Annotated in this window: 17 protein-coding genes; 7 read left to right on the top strand and 10 right to left on the bottom strand. The window is 49.7% G+C overall.

Translation table 11 applies throughout. From position 1 onward, the window contains the following. Positions 1-315 precede the first annotated feature (315 nt). The 5 genes from VP504_RS09610 to VP504_RS09590 all read right to left on the bottom strand — a co-directional run bounded on the left by VP504_RS09610 (position 316) and on the right by VP504_RS09590 (position 4467). Complete coding sequence (locus VP504_RS09610) at positions 316-477, bottom strand: hypothetical protein (protein ID WP_157515608.1); 162 nt, start codon at positions 475-477, stop codon at positions 316-318. A 75-nt stretch (positions 478-552) separates the two neighbouring features. Continuing rightward, positions 553-3519 carry a replication endonuclease gene (locus VP504_RS09605; protein ID WP_325890985.1) on the bottom strand — a complete coding sequence of 989 codons (2967 nt, stop codon included), beginning with the start codon at positions 3517-3519 and terminating at the stop codon, positions 553-555. Further along, entirely contained in the window at positions 3516-3644 is a 129-nt protein-coding gene (locus tag VP504_RS09600; RefSeq protein WP_325890984.1) for a hypothetical protein, read from the bottom strand. Before VP504_RS09600 ends, VP504_RS09605 begins: the two co-directional genes overlap by 4 nt. 10 nt (positions 3645-3654) lie before the next feature. Then, complete coding sequence (locus VP504_RS09595; RefSeq protein ID WP_325890983.1) at positions 3655-3918, bottom strand: pyocin activator PrtN family protein; 264 nt, start codon at positions 3916-3918, stop codon at positions 3655-3657. Between the two features lie 12 nt (positions 3919-3930). Continuing rightward, a complete protein-coding gene (locus VP504_RS09590; RefSeq protein ID WP_062710758.1) occupies positions 3931-4467 on the bottom strand; it encodes a phage regulatory CII family protein in 537 nt (178 codons plus the stop codon). A 134-nt stretch (positions 4468-4601) separates the two neighbouring features. Here VP504_RS09590 and VP504_RS09585 point away from each other — a divergent pair, with 134 nt between their 5' ends. Then, positions 4602-5546, top strand: coding sequence for a helix-turn-helix domain-containing protein (locus VP504_RS09585; RefSeq protein ID WP_325890982.1), 945 nt, complete (start codon positions 4602-4604; stop codon positions 5544-5546). Between the two features lie 51 nt (positions 5547-5597). On the opposite strand, the gene VP504_RS09580 is transcribed toward VP504_RS09585, so the two are convergent. Continuing rightward, positions 5598-6668, bottom strand: coding sequence for a tyrosine-type recombinase/integrase (locus tag VP504_RS09580; RefSeq protein WP_062710752.1), 1071 nt, complete (start codon positions 6666-6668; stop codon positions 5598-5600). A 98-nt stretch (positions 6669-6766) separates the two neighbouring features. On the opposite strand from VP504_RS09580, the gene dusA reads away from it, so the two are divergent. From dusA to VP504_RS09565, 3 genes are all read left to right on the top strand, one after another. Beyond that, positions 6767-7780 carry a tRNA dihydrouridine(20/20a) synthase DusA gene (dusA, locus tag VP504_RS09575; protein ID WP_325890981.1) on the top strand — a complete coding sequence of 338 codons (1014 nt, stop codon included), beginning with the start codon at positions 6767-6769 and terminating at the stop codon, positions 7778-7780. Between the two features lie 445 nt (positions 7781-8225). Then, positions 8226-8492, top strand: a complete 267-nt coding sequence (pspG, locus tag VP504_RS09570) for an envelope stress response protein PspG (protein ID WP_325894018.1) — start codon at positions 8226-8228, stop codon at positions 8490-8492. 142 nt (positions 8493-8634) lie between these two features. After that, a complete protein-coding gene (locus tag VP504_RS09565; protein ID WP_325890980.1) occupies positions 8635-9276 on the top strand; it encodes a TIGR04219 family outer membrane beta-barrel protein in 642 nt (213 codons plus the stop codon). Positions 9277-9353: 77 nt separating this feature from the next. Here VP504_RS09565 and VP504_RS09560 read toward each other — a convergent pair whose 3' ends face one another. From VP504_RS09560 to VP504_RS09545, 4 genes are read right to left on the bottom strand one after another with little or no spacing between them, the layout of a single operon-like run. Continuing rightward, positions 9354-10148 (bottom strand): ABC transporter permease, encoded by a 795-nt coding sequence (locus VP504_RS09560; RefSeq protein ID WP_325890979.1) that lies wholly within the window; start codon positions 10146-10148, stop codon positions 9354-9356. After that, on the bottom strand, positions 10145-10867 hold the full coding sequence (locus tag VP504_RS09555) for an ATP-binding cassette domain-containing protein (RefSeq protein ID WP_325890978.1): 723 nt from the start codon (positions 10865-10867) through the stop codon (positions 10145-10147). Before VP504_RS09555 ends, VP504_RS09560 begins: the two co-directional genes overlap by 4 nt. Before the next feature lie 20 nt (positions 10868-10887). Continuing rightward, on the bottom strand, positions 10888-11880 hold the full coding sequence (locus VP504_RS09550) for a YVTN family beta-propeller repeat protein (protein ID WP_325890977.1): 993 nt from the start codon (positions 11878-11880) through the stop codon (positions 10888-10890). 41 nt (positions 11881-11921) lie between these two features. After that, positions 11922-13109: an ABC transporter substrate-binding protein gene (locus tag VP504_RS09545; protein ID WP_325890976.1), complete on the bottom strand. Its 1188-nt coding sequence runs from the start codon at positions 13107-13109 to the stop codon at positions 11922-11924. A gap of 191 nt (positions 13110-13300) precedes the next feature. Between VP504_RS09545 and pedF the strand changes: the two genes are divergently transcribed. From pedF to VP504_RS09530, 3 genes are all read left to right on the top strand, one after another. Next, a complete protein-coding gene (pedF, locus tag VP504_RS09540) occupies positions 13301-13753 on the top strand; it encodes a cytochrome c-550 PedF (protein ID WP_325890975.1) in 453 nt (150 codons plus the stop codon). Positions 13754-13768: 15 nt separating this feature from the next. Beyond that, positions 13769-14716: a substrate-binding periplasmic protein gene (locus VP504_RS09535; protein ID WP_325890974.1), complete on the top strand. Its 948-nt coding sequence runs from the start codon at positions 13769-13771 to the stop codon at positions 14714-14716. Between the two features lie 391 nt (positions 14717-15107). Continuing rightward, positions 15108-16865 (top strand): PQQ-dependent methanol/ethanol family dehydrogenase, encoded by a 1758-nt coding sequence (locus VP504_RS09530; RefSeq protein ID WP_325890973.1) that lies wholly within the window; start codon positions 15108-15110, stop codon positions 16863-16865. The last annotated feature ends 22 nt before the right edge of the window (positions 16866-16887 follow it).

Below are 16887 nucleotides of genomic sequence, written 5' to 3'. Positions count from 1 at the left end.
TTGGCGGTGTTTTCGGCTGCGCGTGCTTCTATCCAATCTAGGACGGCTTGGGTTCTGTCGGTCATTGACACCTCGTTGGTTACATTTGTCCCAAATGAAAAAATGTGCTGTTTGAGGTGTTTAAGGGGAGAGCTTTAATGTGCTGATTTCGAAGGGGCTCGTCAAGAGGGGTGGGAACATTTCTAGCATAAGTGCTTGAACTAATTTGGCTTCCACTTTCCGCGGTTTTTCAAAAAAACAGCGACAGGCCTTAGCTGCTGTGGGGGTGGGGCAATTCTGGGCCTGTCGCGTTCCGGTTTGTGGCGGGTGAGGTGTTCAGTGTGTGGGTGAAGGCGGCTCGTTCCTATTGTCTTCCCTGATTAGCCTTTTCAGGTACTCTGCGATTCTTTGTTTTTGTTCTATGTCTGCGGCGGTGTCTACTGCCAGTGTATCTTCTACAAAGCAAATCGCTTCCTCTTTTAAATTAGACATAGACATCTAGCCTCCTAATTTTCATATTGTTTTCGGGTTGCCATGAGCTTTTGCTTCTTTCCACTAAATCAGCGTCCATTCTTAACTGTCCCTGTAGGTTGGGGGAATTCGAGAAAGGTCGGGTTGGGTGTTTTTGAGTCTTTCCGGTGGTATTTCTTCCGGTTTTCCGTAGTTAATGAAGTCTGACAGGGCGTTATCGAATGCCTTCATGTCTTGTTGGTGGCATCGGTCGTCAATTTCTATGAGCTGTGGGGGGCGCTCTATGGTGATGTAGTGGCCTGTGTCATCTAATACCATTTCGCTAACTTGGCGTATTTTGATACTGCTACCCCCACCAACACTGACGCGAGAGCCTTTCAGTAATGCGCTTAACGCATCATCTCCAATATCAAATGGCTTCGTAATACCTTCGAAGACGGAGTGCGTACAGTTATTGACAGAACTCCGAGAGGCGGCAGAGCCGCCAGAAAGAGCAAGAGCCTCTGCTGTCTCGTCAGACTTTTTACGGATATCCCACACTCTGGTGCGCGTTTTTATGTGTTCACCTTCGGCGATAAAGCCAATTATTTTGGATGCTGTTTCTCCGTAAACGGTTCCAAACGGCGTCTGTTCGTAATCGTTACGGATTTTAAGTGCATCGCGCGATACAAATGGCCCACCTTGCCCCATGACGTAGCCTTTCCAGTCTCCTTGGTCTGCGGCCTTGAGTGTTCCCGTTACGCTCGCGCTTTCTTGGATTGGCTGATAAGCGTCCATCAGTCTGATAAAGATGTCTTTGGTTTTCATTTTCATATTCTCCACGGTGGTGGCATTAAGCCGAGGGCCAATGAAATCATCTGGGTAGCTATGTTCGAGTATGTTGATCAGATCGTTCCGCTCTTGCTGCGCCAGGTAGTTGCTAAACGCCATTTTGTTTGCATTGGCATAGCGGCGTAGTTCGCGGTAAGTGGTAACAGGCGCACCACCAAAGAATTGAAACTGGCGGATGTTCCATCGAGCCTTCCATGCCGTAACAGCTTTTGCCGTGTCTTTGACGTCTTCGCCTGTTTCTTCATCTTTTTCGCCTTCCATCGCATAACCATCGATGTTCTTGGAAATGTATTTGGCGATGTAGCCGGTTGCGCTGCCTTTTTCTGGGTCGATGAATTTCACGTCACACCTGGCTGAGTAATCTATGTTGTGATCGGTCAGTTCTGGCGTATCGGTGAATGGATATGGCATGACGCCTCTGGGGACCTCCACCTTTGGGCGCAGATTTGCCACGCCTTTTAATTTGCTGGTAAAGCGGTGGTCTAGCATTTTTGGAACGGTGAAACGGCTGTTTGGCTCTACCTGTGGCATTGGCACGCCAGCATATTGCACTGGATAAAAGAGGCGATTTTGGGTGAACAGTTCGTGCCTGTCCTCTCGAATGGCGTATTCGATAAACACCTTGGTGACGCGGAAAACGTTTTCCGGCTTTGTCCATAACAACAGGTGCCAGTGGGGTGTACCATCATGGTGTGGCTCCGCAGTGCGCACGCCAAACCAACGGATGTCAGCGCGTGCTAATGCTGCACGGATTTTCGCCCAGGTGCGGTTCAAGTAATGCTGTGCATCACGCGGGCTTGAGCCGCTCCAATGTGGAATGAAACCACCTTTTTTGTATGTGTTGTGATAGCGGCTTGGCGCCGTCAGGGTTAGGAACAAGCCAGTCAAACCGAAGTGGTTGGCAATATCTTCACAGCCGCGTGTACGTACCATGAGCTCCATACGACGAATGGCAGGGTTTGCCACTGACTTCAGTACCATGTCTTTCAGTGAGACGGTTTCTTCGGTTTCTGCGTCGAAGAGCTCCGTGGCTTCGATGGCTTCCCAATTGCGTTTCTTCTGCTCTTCGTATTCGTACTGGCAATCTCGTGAGCAATAGGGGCTGGCGTTGTTGCTGACTTGGCCCATGGCAATGGCGAGGTGTTCGCGCATGAACTTGCGTGATTTGTTTAGTCTATCTTCCCACCAGTCTTCAGCGGTCATTTTCAGCAGGCCGCTTTCGTAATCTCCTGTTGAGGGCTTTTTCTTACTTATGGGCGGTTTTATGCCGAGCGTAGCCGCAAACTGTGCAATATCTCTGTAGGCCTTTTTCATCACTTTTGGGCGCTCTGTACCTGATTGCAGGGCGTCCACAAATGCGAGCATTTTCTCTTGGCAGACGTTGGCCAGCTTAAAGGCCAATACTTTGATTTCTTCACGGCCTAGCTCGCAGAGTAATTTTTCACGCTGTGGTTTTGTTTTTGTGGTGTCGAAATTGAACGGGAGGCGTTCTTTCTGTGGGCCTGTAAATAGGTTTACCTGAGCGGCATGCTTATCAGCTTCTTTAAGTTTTTCGGCATAGTCACCTGCCAGTATGGCCACTTTTTTAAGAGTGGGCAGTTTGCGGTAACGGTTCATCACCAAACGAATTCGGCGCTGCAATTCACCGCCCATTCGTTTGACTACAAATTCGTTTGCCGCCTTGCGGCCTTCGTTGTTAAAGATGCTGATGTATTTATTGGCAAAGTATCGCACCAGATAATCTGGCAAACCAGCGAAGTAGGGCTTACGCCAGTCATGGTCGTCTGGGTTTACCTCATAAAGTTTGCGCTCGGTAACGCTCATAACCTCCGGTTCAAGGGTATGCTTAACCGGCGGAAGGGCAAGGCCGGAAACCTCACGGGGGGGCAAAGCACCAGAGGACCATAATTGGGCCAGCTTTTCTGCTTCATATGCGGCTTCGGTTCCTTCTTCTAGGTAAACCACTTCTTGGGTTTCTTGTCTTACTGCGGCTTCACGCAGAATGGAAAACGCTTCTTTTCCTTTACCTTCGCCTCTGGAAACCAGACTCACACCATACTTTGAACGAACCCTGATGCAACCCATCTGCGAGCAGGCTTTCGCTGTGGCCTGCTCTATATTTGCAAAATTTCCGAGTCGAAGATGACGAGGTCTACCTGTTTTACTGTCTCGAATTAAACCACCCTGGTTACTGACATAGGCAGCAACATAAGTAGTTTGCACTGCTGGGCGAGTCATACTGCTGCAAACTCCTGCGCATCAACAACTCGGTATTTGCCTTTACCTAGCCCTTTGGCCAGCAAGCCATTGTGGTAGTTGATGTTATCCACCTGAGAACAGGTTTGTGTGATTACGTTGCTCATGAGTGTCTCCTCAAGCGCCAGTGTTATTGACCGAGGCCCACTCCTCACGAGCTTTGGTCAATTGGGCATCAATGTGCTTTGCCAAATCTTCGATGTGAACTAACGTTGGGCTGCGCTCTGAATTGCGCATCTTGAACGTTGGGATGGGGAACTCTCCGCTCTTGGCTTGTGCTTCTGCGGTTTTGTGTTGAATGCCAAAGAACTCGACACACACGTGCTTTAGTGGAATGGTCGGGCTTTCAAAACGTGCCAATAGGGCGAATTGTGTATTCATTGTTTTGGTTCCTTATGCCAGTCCGGGCAATGGCATGCCGTTGCCTATCGTTTCCATAGACATGGAAAGGAAGGGTGCAATGCCAGCAGTGCGGTTTTCTAAATCAGATATCAGCAACACCATGTTTCTGATGCTGCGGTGGGCGACGTCGCGCAAGGTTTCGCGCTCGGTGCGGGGTAGGCGTTCAGCGCCAGCGTTTTCTAGTGCTGCCGCTGAAATTTCACCAGCGTGTTTTGAAGAGAGCAGGGCTCGTATTGCGAGTGTCGCTGATTCATTTTCTTTTGGCAGTTTTGCGCCAACCATGCCGCACGCAAGCAAAAGACCACTTATAAGGGTTTCATTTCCGGTGTTGGTAATGTCTATAAGTTCACGCACTTTCAGTTCATGCGGTTGGCTTGGATTCACCTTGTTACGCATCATTTGCGGCGTGATGCCGATGCGTTGCGCCATATTCGTCATATCAGTGCTATTCGCAAACGTATAACAGTGTTCATCCCAAATCTTTTGTTTGCGTTCGCGTGAGTCGCACATTGAGCTATCTGTAACCATGATTGAAACTCATTTGAGTACATAAGGGGTCAGGATGGCCGCGATTGCGAATAAGTTGTACGCAGCCATTAATAAGTTGTTCACTCGGCTTGCTCTGCGCGTTTTTGTAGTAAGCGCAGGTTGATGAGTGTCTTTTGGCCCTTCTTCTTAGGAAGGATTGGGATTATTCCATCGGAAATTCTGCGCTCGATTGTGCGATTGCTCACACCGCATTCATTTGCGAACTCAGCAACAGTGCAATACATCCTTTCACGTACTATCTCGGTCTTGTTCATAGTGATATCCTCTCCTGTTGGTACTCAGAGCTTTCTGATGCGACTTGTCACATCGTGGCATGCCCTGATATGGACAAGAATAGGATCGCAAATGAAATCTTGTCAATGTCTGTGTGTGGTTCAAAAGAAATTACAATGATTTCTTTTGTCGTTTTTGTGACCTTAATTCTATTTTGCGGGGTTTTTATGACCAAAGTTGGTTCGAGGTTGGAGGCGAAGGTGCCTGCATTCAATTATCTTGGCGGCGAGGATGTCATCGAGAAGTTGAAGGAGGTTTCTGGTGTAGAGAAGGATATTCAGTTAGCTGACGTGTTTGGAGTGCCTAAGAATACGATAGCAACTTGGCGAAAAAGAGGCTTAATACCATATGAGCTTTTACTTAGAGCCAGTCTGCACTTCGGCGCTGATCTTAGATCTCTATCTCTTGGGGAAGGTGAGCTTTTCCCTTATGGGGACTTTTCTGAATCAAGATTACGAGTTCCTTTTAAGAAACTGATGAAAGGTGCCTTAAAAGAAGTTGGGAGTTTTAACCTGGATAACTCTCAAGTTGAACTTTTAGATGTGGAGCCAGAGAAACTGGAAGTAATAAGAGATTCAGATTTAATTCTTATCATAGATACTTCAGACAGCAATGTGGCTTCTGGTCGATACCTCTTTGATATAGATGGGGTGTATACCATCAACCAAGCGCAAAGGCTTCCGGGTAAAAACCTGTCGATTGATTTTAATGGAACAGCAATGCAGATCTCAGAAGAAGAAATCAAAACTCTTGGCCGTGTTGTGATGAGTATGGCCAAGGAGTGACTTGGTGCATCTCTTCAAGAAAATTCATTTAATTTGCTGAAAAAACCTCGCTTATGCGAGGTTTTTGTTATGAAGCTTATGCGGGAACAATTGCGTGTAAACCTGCCAAAGTATGTTCAAGTTTCTATGACCTGTTACCTGAGCTACTTCTTCAATGGAATAGCCTTTCTCAAACAACCTACTAGCGCCTTCACGGCGTAAATCATGATAACGTAAATCTTCTATTCCGAGTTGGTTACGCACACGTTGAAACCCTGCGGTCACGCTTTTGGCGTTGTAGGGAAAGATACGATCACTGTTTTGTGCTTGACGCTTGATGATATCGAATGAACCACCGAGTAATGGCACTAACATGTGATTACCTTCTTTTTTACGTGGATCTTTCCTGTCTCGAACCATCACGGTTTTGTTGTCTTCGTTCAGGTCTTCCCAGCGGAGGGCGCAAACTTCGCCAATTCGCATACAGGTAAGAATGCTAAATTCGAGAATATCAACGAAGGGAATGCGAGTAGGGCCGTTCGGCCTGTAGGCCATGCGCTTTTCCAGCCCTTCTTTTAGCCTGTCGATTTCGTTTTCTGTGGGTCGTCGCGTTCGCTTCTGGCTTTTGCCAACCAGTTTCATGTCTATCAGGATTGGCACCGCTTCTTCGAACACTGCATAGTTGGCTTCTATGTTCCAAACGGGTTTAGCTTTCTTCATGATGCTGCGTAGGTAGGCGATATCATGATAAATGGTCGCGGGACCAGCGCCCGCGCTTCTGCGTTCTTTGCAGTGGGTGATCAGGTCGCTGGTTTTCAGTTCGTCAGTTTTCACTGTGGCTATGTTGCAGTCACGCAGCATTTGAATCACATAGCGTTTGGTGCGGCCTGTGTTGTTCCATAAATCGGCCTCTAGCATGAACATGTCGATCAGTTCCCCTAGGGAAACCGCCTTGGTACTCCTCACGCCGTTTTCTTCCAGTTCATTCACGCGTTTCTTACCGAAAGTTTGAGCTAGCGCTTTTTTTCTGAATGTTTTGGATTCTCGGTGTATAATTTTTCCACTTTTTTTGACGATAACCGTCGCTTTGAACCGCAGTTCGCCACTCGCCAGTTTGCGAGTTTCTACTGAGAAAGAGGCCATTTGTCCTACCCGCTTGAGGGAACCTATAGGGGTACTGTATAAGGAAATTAGCGACTATTCAAAGCGATTTGCAGCAATTCATAAGTATGACAAATTCAATGAAAACACAGGCTACGCCTGACATTACGCCGACTTTCTCCACTGCTCGTTTTTCTGTTGCGCCGATGCTGGATTGGACTGACCGTCATTGCCGCTACTTCCACCGCATCCTCTCCAAGAATGCGCTACTGTATACCGAAATGGTAACCACGGGTGCCATTATCCACGGTAAAGGTGACTTTCTGGCGTTTAATGAAGAAGAGCATCCTGTCGCGCTGCAACTGGGTGGTTCAAACCCTGTGGATTTGGCAACCTGCGCCAAGCTGGCGGTTGAGCGTGGCTACGATGAAATCAACCTTAACGTGGGTTGCCCGTCTGATCGCGTTCAAAATGGTCGTTTCGGTGCTTGCCTGATGGGCGAAGCAGAGTTGGTAGCGCAGTGCGTATTGGCAATGAAAGAAGTGGTCGATATTCCGGTAACCCTAAAAACTCGTATCGGTATCGACGATCAGGACAGCTATGAGTTTCTGGTCGATTTCGTACGTACAGTGAGCGAGAAAGGCGGCTGCGATAACTTTACCATTCATGCGCGTAAGGCTTGGCTTTCCGGCCTTAGCCCGAAAGAAAACCGTGAAATTCCGCCACTGGATTACCCACGCGTTTACCAACTTAAGAAAGACTTCCCGCACCTGACCATGGCGATCAACGGCGGTATCAAATCGCTGGAAGAAGCAGAAGAGCATCTGAAGTATCTGGATGGCGTCATGATTGGCCGTGAGGCTTACCAAAGCCCTTACATGCTGGCAGAAGTGGATAACCGCCTTTTTGGTGGCGATGTACCAATCATCAAACGCAGTGACGCTGTGAAAGCCATGTTCCCTTACATTGAAGTAGAATTGAGCAAGGGCACTTATCTGAATCATATTAGCCGTCACATGCTGGGCTTGTTCCAAAACATGCCGGGTGCACGTCAATGGCGTCGATACATCAGTGAAAACGCCCACAAACCAGGCTCAGGCGTTGAAGTGCTGGAAGCCGCACTGGCAAAAATCCCTGCGCATCTGGATGTGTAAGTCAGTCTGGTTAAATTTGACTCAATAGTCGGTAAAATTTACCAAAAATAAACGAAGCGCCGCAGCCAAACTGCGGCGATCTTTCTTTATCTGTATGTTTTAAAAGGGATTGATAAAGTTGGCCCGCTTCGTGCAAAGACTAATATACCCAAACAACCTGAAGATGCAGGATTCAGCGAGTTTGACTGGCGTTGTGATCGCGGCATTCCTTTGCAGGTGTAGCCATCTCCATCAAAAAGGAACAACAAAGAGCACGGCGTCAGTCAACTCGCCCGGAGGGAGGCCTGCAATGTGCCCACTTCTTTGTTAAATACCACGGAAATAGAGCGACTATTCCTCGTGGAATTTGCCTCGAATTGAACGCATTGATGACCTCTGAATGCGAGCATCTCCAGGTCGTTTGGGTATACAAACAAGAAAGAGTCACTGACCTTAGGAGGGTATGATGATCGAGTTTCTGTTTATTGTTGGTTTTACCATTGCACTGTTGGCAACGGGTATCAGCTTTTTAGGCATTGTCGCTGCGATGGCGGTGGGATTTATCGTGATGGCACTGGCAGGCATGATTGGCTTGGTATTCAAAATGCTACCATGGATTTTGCTGGCCGCTGTGATTGTCTGGTTGCTAAAAGGCCGTGATAAAACTGCCACCCAAGCGCGTGATTACTGCTACAAACGGTCACGACGTTACCATCGAGCGCGCCGTTTCTAAACGGCGCTTTAATTGATTGTGTTTCTTGATAAGAGTGATTATTCCGCATAAAAATCCGGCAGTTTGTGCGGAATCTTCGTCTTGGTTTTGATATAGTGATCGCAAACCATAAACTTAAAGAATGTAAGGCGGAGCCCTTTCAATGAAAAAACTAAACCTTTCTCTGGCTGCGCTGGCAGTGGCCGGTGTAATCGCAATGCCTGCACAGGCTGCAGTGCTTTTGGGGGCTAAAGTTGGCGCCGATGCATGGTATGCAGATGCGAAAGTCAACGAAGTACGTGCAGACGATGCAAGTGTTCAGCCATCTTACTACGCCGCTTTCGAACACTTCATTCCACTGGTGCCAAACGCGAAAATCCGTTACACAGGCGTTGAATCTTCGAAGTATGATGTTGACTTTACTCAGTATGACCTGATTGCATACTACGAAATTCTGGATAACGACCTGATCGCTTTCGACATCGGTCTGAACCTGCAGAAATTTGATGGCCGTTTCACTGGTCGTAGCTTCGATGAGTGGCAGCCAGCAGTTTACTCTGACGTGCGTCTGGGCATTCCAGCAACGCCTGTGTCTCTGTTCGGTACCTTCAGCTTTGGTAGCTATGATGACACCAGCACAGTTGATGCAGAAGCGGGTGTGTTGTTCACCCTGGGTTTGGTCGCAGCTGACCTGAACTTCAAAGCGGGTTACCGCGTTCAGGATTACGACTTCAACTACTTCGGTGCGAACGATGGTAAGTTCTTCAATGACGGTTTCTTCGGTGGTGTAGAGTTCAATTTCTAAGCCCTGAAAATGTTGAGAAAACCGCGCAAAGGCGCGGTTTTTTTGTGTCTGTTGTTTAGAGACAGTTGTTGGTTGGCTTATGGCTTTCCGCCGGTTTTGCCTTGTTCTTTAACGGGCTGGAAACCGGCGACGGCGAGAATCACAAACGCCAGTGTACAGCCGGACACCACCAGTAGGGCGGTGACATTCAACTGCTGATACAGCGCGAACCGGATAAGTTCGACGCCAAAAGTGAAGGGGTTGAAACGGCAGATTTCATACAGCCAGAGACTCGCTTCCTGCATTTTCCAAAGCGGATACAACGCTGAAGAAAGGAAAAACATCGGGAAAATGACAAAGTTCATCACCCCAGCGAAATTCTCCAGTTGTTTGATGCGCGAGGCAATGACGATACCTAGGGCACTGAGCATCAGGGCAACGAGGAAAAGGGCGGGGATCACCAGCACATAACCCATTGGCTCCAATGGCCTGTCGTATAGCGCTGCTATCACGAGAAAAGCACCGACCTGAAGCACGCTGACCAGAGCACTTGCTATTTGCTTGGAAAGTAAAAGGAAAGGACGTGGCAGCGGGCTGGTTAATAGCACCTTGATGCTTCCCATTTCCCGGTCATACACAATCGACAGTGAGCTTTGCATGCCATTGAACAGCAAAATCATAGCGCAAAGACCGGGTAGGATATATTCCTCGTAATTGATGTATGTGGCGTAAGGTTCCATGATGGCAATGCCAAGTGCTGCTCTGAAACCTGCCGCAAACACCACAAGCCATAAGAGTGGCCTGACGAGGCTGGCTGCAAACCTTGCCCGTTGAGAGAAAAAGCGTAGCCACTCTCGATAGCAAATTCCAACAAACGCATACCAATAGCTCATCGACCCTCCCCCTCGTTATCTGAGGTCAGGGTGGCGAAGACTTTTGCAAGTGTCGGGTGTTGGTGCAACGCTCTGAGCTCACTAGCCTTGTTGTGCGCCCGCAAAATGCCGTGATGCAGGATCAATACATCGTCATGATCGTCGACTTCTTCAATCAAATGAGTTGCCCACAGCACGCACAATGGTTGTTGCTTGCAAAGACTTCTCACAGCGTTAGAAAGGGATGCCCGTGCCTTGGGATCGAGCCCGCTGGTGGGTTCATCTAGCAGCAAAATAGAGGGTGAATGCATTAATGAACGGACAAGTTCGGTGCGACGCCGATGACCGCCATTCAGTGTGCGGACTTTGTCGTTTATGCGGTCGTTTAGGGAAAAATGCGCCAGCAGGGACGCTGCTTTTTCGAGGCTCTGTTTTTTGCTGTAGCCATGAAGCGCGCCGTAATAACTGAGGTTTTGCCCTACGGTCAAATCAAGGTCGAGCGTACTTTGCTGGAACACCATGCCAAGCTTGGCCATGGTCTCTCTTGAAGGTGTTTGTCCCAACAAAGATATCTCGCCTCGTTGAACGGGAGTCAGGCGGGTGAGCAGGGAAAACAGGGTGCTCTTCCCCGCTCCGTTTGGCCCAAGCAACATGTGGAGACCGCGCCCCAGCGAAAGGGAGAGATCGCTGATGGCGCACCGTGGACCATAATGGTGAGACAAACCGGTAACTTCAATCATGTCAGGCGTCTCACCTTTCCTTATTCCGCTTGACCAACAGCTACCCCCCAAGGGTAGCGACCGACCTTCACTGTTTTCAGCACTTTACGGTTCGGGACGTCAATGATCGAAACATCACCGCTTACGCCATTGGTCGCCAGCAATTTGTCCTGTTCTCCGTTGAAGGCCATTTGCCACACTCGGCGGCCGACCAGAAGGTAGTCCTCTACTTCCAAGGTATCAGTATTGACCACAGCGACGTGGTTTGCTGGTCCCAATGCGACAAACGCCGTTTTACCATCTGCTGCGATTTTCACGCCAACGGGCTGTACTTTGTCTTTATGAACCCCTTTGGGAGCAAAACCGATTTTCTTGATGATTTCTTTGGTGTCGGTGTCGATCACCGCCACGGTACCACCAATTTCTGCGCTCACCCAAAGCTGTTCACCGTCTGGGGTAAATTCGGCGTAACGCGGGCGGGCATCAACCAAAGTGTTGTGCACCATCTGGTTGGATTCGGTATCAATCCAGTGGGCCATATTCGATGTTTCTGACGTGATGATCGCCATTTTTCCATCTGGGCTCACTGCGACGCCTTCTGGCTCAACACCTACTTCCACCTGCGCAACCACGCTGGAGCTCGGGATATCGACAACTGTCATCAGGGCGTCGTCTTCGTTAGCGATGTAGAGACGGCTGCCATCTGGATGGAGTGCAAAAAGCTCCGGGTCTTCGCCCGACGGTAGGTCGCCGATGATGCTATTGGTGGCGAGGTCGAGGATTTGCACCGTGTCTGATTCACTGGCACAGATATAGAGCTTAGTGCCATCTTTGCTGAGTTCAATGCCGCGCGGGCGATCACCTACCTCAATAGTGTCAATCACTTCCATGGAGTCCATGTCGATCACACTGACCGTGTCATCCTTTTCGTTTGCCACGTAAGCCAGCTCTTTCGCCGCTGCACTGTGAGAGACCAGCGGCGAAGCCAACAGCGCCGTGAAGGTCACGGCGAGAATCGATTTGGAAAAATTCATTGTGATGTCCTTATTGTTAGCTGTCGTTCGATTAAACAGAGTTAAAACTGGCGGCATTGACTTTGTGCCTCATCGACCCCGAGTGAATCAAGCTCGTTGCGGGGATGAAGGAAACCCTCGAATGGGGCGCTGGCCACCAGTGCTTGCGAGTCAAACAAAGGCACGGTTTGACGGAGTTGACCGTTCCATGGCCGGTAGGTCAACTTACGACCTTTATAAGCCGCAAGTTGGAATTTGTCGCTCATGATGAAAGGCAAAACTGTTTCCACATCGCCTTTATTGAGCACAGTCACGGCTTCATTGATAGAGCGAACGGCTACCCATCCTGCGTAGTCTTTGGCCGTCATGGGGCGGTCGAATTTCTTGGTAAAGCGGTTCTGAAGCTGAATTGCGCCCCATTGCTCAATCACGAAATGCCAGCCATCAGCACGCATGCCGTGAGTACCGACGACTGGACGGGGAAGCCAAGTGTTGTAGGGCAGGTGTTGACCAAAAAGGTTACTTTCGTCAATTACCCAGACCAGATCGTAATCGCTGGCTTGGGTGAAAAGAGGGAGTTCAGCAGAGGCGGTACGGCGAAGGTCCGTATCAAAATTCCAGACTTTTTCTGCCACAACTTTCTGGTTGAATTTCTTCAGAGTCTGCTTGGTGGTGGTAAGGAAGGCATTGTCAGCATCGGTAGTGCCGGACACCAAAAAGACATCGTTCAGGCGTCGTAATCGCATCCACTGACCAAGGGCATCGGCGCGCATGGTGTAGCTGAGCGCAGTGTGCAGCGTGTTTGGCAGACAAACATCGCGTCTTAATGCATCGTCCTGGTTCCCAATATTAAACAGTAGCGCATCGTCCGGCAGTGCTTTACGGAGTGCTTGTAGAGAAGGCGTATCAAGGTCAGTAAGAAAATATCTTACCCCTTCGTCATACCAGGTTTTCGCGGTGGTATTGAGTGTAGTGATATCGTCGTTAGTCTCCACCCGAAAAGCGTATTTCTGCCCCAGAAACTTCCCAGTGCCATTAGCATCATTCACTGCCAGCTCAGCCCCAGCTTCACCGTTGTTTTCTGGCTCCGCAAGGTAGTCAGGAACAGCAGTGGTGGTTTCAACAGATAGCCTTAACAGTCCTACATCCACCTGAACTGATGCGTAGGCAGAGAAAGCTAGCCAGCCGAGTGCTACTAATAGAATTCTGGTGTAATGCTTTGTTTTAAATTGTCTTTTTGCTTTGTCCATCGCAAATACTGCTCCGTGGCCGCATACGTTTTTACTGTATGCGGCGCTGGCATATTTGCCAAAAACAAGAACGAGACTTTCTAAAAAATCCTCCCAAAGAATGAGGAATATCCCCGCTTTTGTACCATGTCCTCAAACTCTCGTCGCTCATACACTTTTTCCAACGCTGACAAATTAAGGAGTCGAAAGACGTGGAAAGGGTTGAACGTAATATCTGTATTCTGACTGCCGTGGCGCTGGTTTCTGTGCTGAGTACCCAACTGGCATTTGCCCACGGTGATGTCACACCACAATCCATCGATACCTCAACCATCCCCACCCTAGGAGATGATTGGTCTGAGACCAACCCCTACCGCGAATTGGGTGGTGATGTGAAGGTGGAAATTGAGCGCTTGGGAGCATCGGCCTACAACCAGAATTGTGCACGCTGCCATGGTCTTGAGGGTATTTCAGGCGGGATTGCGCCAGATTTACGCATGCTTGCACCGGACTATGATGGCGACGAGTGGTATGTCTACCGCGTACAAAACGGAGCGGTTCGTAACGGTGCGGTTTACATGCCGAAAATGACCGAGCACCTCAACCAGGAAGCACTATGGGCGATCCGCACCTGGCTGGAATCTGTGGCACCGGATAACGGTTAACAGGAGGGCGACGGGATGAAGTTGGTCACTGCCATTCAGACACTTTGCTTGCTGCTGTGCATGGCGCTGGCTGTGCCATCCCATGCGCTTTCCTACGATGATATCCAGACCCGTGGCGTGATTGCCATTGCCGTCTACAACGATTTCCCGCCGTACTCGTTCAAGGACGAGAATGGGAATCCGGCGGGTATTGATGTGGAGCTTGCCAAGGCGCTTGCCAAAGGGCTGGATGTCGATCTTGACCTTCGCTGGATGACGCCAGATGAAACGGTCGAAGATGATATGCGTAATTACCTTTGGAAAGGGATGAACCTCACCAGTGAGGACGGCCAGCGCGTGAAAGCAGATGTCATGTTGCGAGTGCCGTACGACCGTGAATTTGCGATGAAACGCGATGATATTGGTCTCCCTGCCCATGAGTTGGTGCATATGTTCGCGCCATATCAACAAGAGCGTTGGTTGATGGCCTACGACACTACCAAGCTTGAAAGACCGCAAACCGCCGCCCGTTTTATGTATCACCCGGTGGGCGTTGAAGTGGACACGGTCCCCCAGTTTTTCGTTACGACTGCGTTTGGGGGCCGTTTCCGCGAAAAAAGCCGCACTTATCCCTCTACACCGGAAGCCTTTCAAGCGCTCAACGATGGTGAAGTTTCTATCGTGATGGGCACTGCTTCGCAGTTGGAATGGCTTCATCACAACAACAAAAAGCCGCAAGCTAACGAGCAACTCACCGAACTAGCGTTCCCACTTCTTGGGCGCAGCGAATGGGAACTCGGCATTGCGGTGCATTCGAACTACCGTCAATTGGCCTACGCACTGGAAGATATCGTGATGACCCATATCAACAACGGCGACTTTTTCCGCTGGGGTGAACGATTCGGGGTGGATTACCAACTCCCTGAACGTTTCCGTCCTGAGCCCGATGTCGCCGATGAAGGGGCTATCGCACAAACACCGTAATTCCAAACAGCCTGTTATCTCTCGCGAACCGAACTCTCCCTCATGGCGATGCGGGGGCAGGACAGGCACGACTAAAACGACAGAGCTTGTTTACCTAGGGTCTGTTGACCTTTGGTGATGATTTTTGCAGCAGTTTGTGGCGACTTTATGCAAGGCAGAGGCTTCGAAATGTAGCTGGCCTACATGAGAAGCCGATAACGCAGGAGAAAGTCGCCACAAATGCTGCCCGAAGGGTTCTGCCCTAAGCGCTTTATGCTTTGTTGAGATGTGTTTGCTTAGAATGACTAGGCGACACACACCTCGCCGCGCCTAAAACGCTTATGGCTAGAACAAAATTTAGCCACCAAAGGTCAACAGACCCTAAGCATTCAGCCAACAATGAGGTATCCCTATGACAATTAAGTCATTTAAACGTTGCGGACTCTATGCCGCACTCTCGCTCGCGATGACGGTTTCGCCCGTTTACGCGGGTGTCACGGACAAAGACATCCTCGCCGATCAGGAGACCATAGAGGACGTGGTGACTTATGGTCTTGGGCTTCGTGGTCAGCGCTACAGCCCAATGGACACCATCAACCGCGAGACGGTCAAAGAAATCCGTCCTGTGTGGGCCTTCTCGCTCGGTGGGGAAAAACAGCGTGGTCAGGAAAGCCAGCCGATGGTGAAAGACGGCGTTATGTATATCACGGGCTCCTATTCCCGCGTGTTCGCGATTGATGCGAAAACCGGTGAAGAGCTTTGGCAATACGACGCACGTCTGCCGGACGGTATCATGCCTTGTTGTGACGTGATTAACCGTGGTGTGGCACTTTACGACGATCTGGTTATCTTCGGTACGTTGGACGCCAAGCTTGTGGCGCTGGATGCGAAAACCGGTAAAACCCGCTGGAAAAAAACCGTTGATAATTATCAGGATGGTTATTCCATCACTGCAGCACCCATTGTTGTAAAAGGTAAAGTGATCACCGGTGTATCAGGTGGTGAGTTTGGTATTGTTGGTAAGGTGAGAGCCTATGACGCAAAAACCGGTAAGTTGGTCTGGGAACGCCCAACAGTCGAGGGCCACATGGGCTACGTCTGGAAAAATGGTAAGAAAACCGAAAACGGCATCTCGGGCGGTGCTCCGGGCAAAACCTGGCCAGCAGACCTCTGGAAAAGCGGCGGCGCAGCACCGTGGTTAGGCGGTACTTATGATGCCGATACTGACCTTTTATTCTTCGGCACGGGTAACCCTGCGCCTTGGAACTCACACATGCGTCCGGGCGACAACCTCTTTTCTTCTTCACGTCTCGCGATTGACCCAGATGATGGCAAAATTGTCTGGCACTTCCAGACCACGCCGCATGATGGCTGGGACTTCGATGGTGTTAATGAACTGATTGCGTTCGACTACACCGAAAACGGCAAGAAAGTGAAAGCAGCGGCGACGGCCGACCGTAACGGCTTCTTCTATGTTCTGAACCGCACCAACGGTGATTTCATCCGCGGCTTCCCGTTTGTGAATGAAATCAGCTGGGCGACGGGGCTCGATGACAAAGGCCGTCCGCTTTATGTCAAAGACAACCGTCCGGGCAACCCATCTGGCGAGAAGCAGGGTAAAACAGTGGAAGCTGTGCCTTCCTTCCTCGGCGGTAAAAACTGGATGCCAATGGCATACAGCCCGGATACCGGCCTGTTCTATGTGCCTGCCAATGAATGGAAAATGGACATCTGGAATGAGCCTGTCGCCTACAAAAAAGGTGCGGCTTACCTCGGTGCGGGCTTTACCATCAGAACACTCAATGATGAGTATATTGGCGCACTGCGCGCCTACGATCCAAAAACCGGTGAGCGCGTCTGGGAATACAAAAACTACGCGCCACTGTGGGGCGGTGTCATGACCACAGGCGGTGGTCTGGTGTTTACCGGGAACCCGGAAGGCTACTTGATGGCGTTCGATGACAAGACCGGTGAGCTGCTTTACAAGTTCAACACTGGTTCGGGCATCGTGGGTAGCCCAGTCACTTGGGAAATGGACGGAGAGCAGTATGTTTCTGTTCTGTCAGGCTGGGGTGGTGCAGTACCACTTTGGGGTGGTGACGTGGCAAAACGCGTCAAAGACTTCAACCAAGGTGGTATGGTGTGGACCTTTAAGTTACCGAAAAACTGAAGTTTTTATTGTTTAAATCATT

The sequence above is a fragment of the Grimontia sp. NTOU-MAR1 genome (assembly GCF_035758505.1).
GTDB classification, from domain to species: domain Bacteria; phylum Pseudomonadota; class Gammaproteobacteria; order Enterobacterales; family Vibrionaceae; genus Enterovibrio; species Enterovibrio marinus.
Note: the sequence above shows the minus strand (reverse complement) of the source record. Positions and strands in the feature narration are given on the sequence as shown.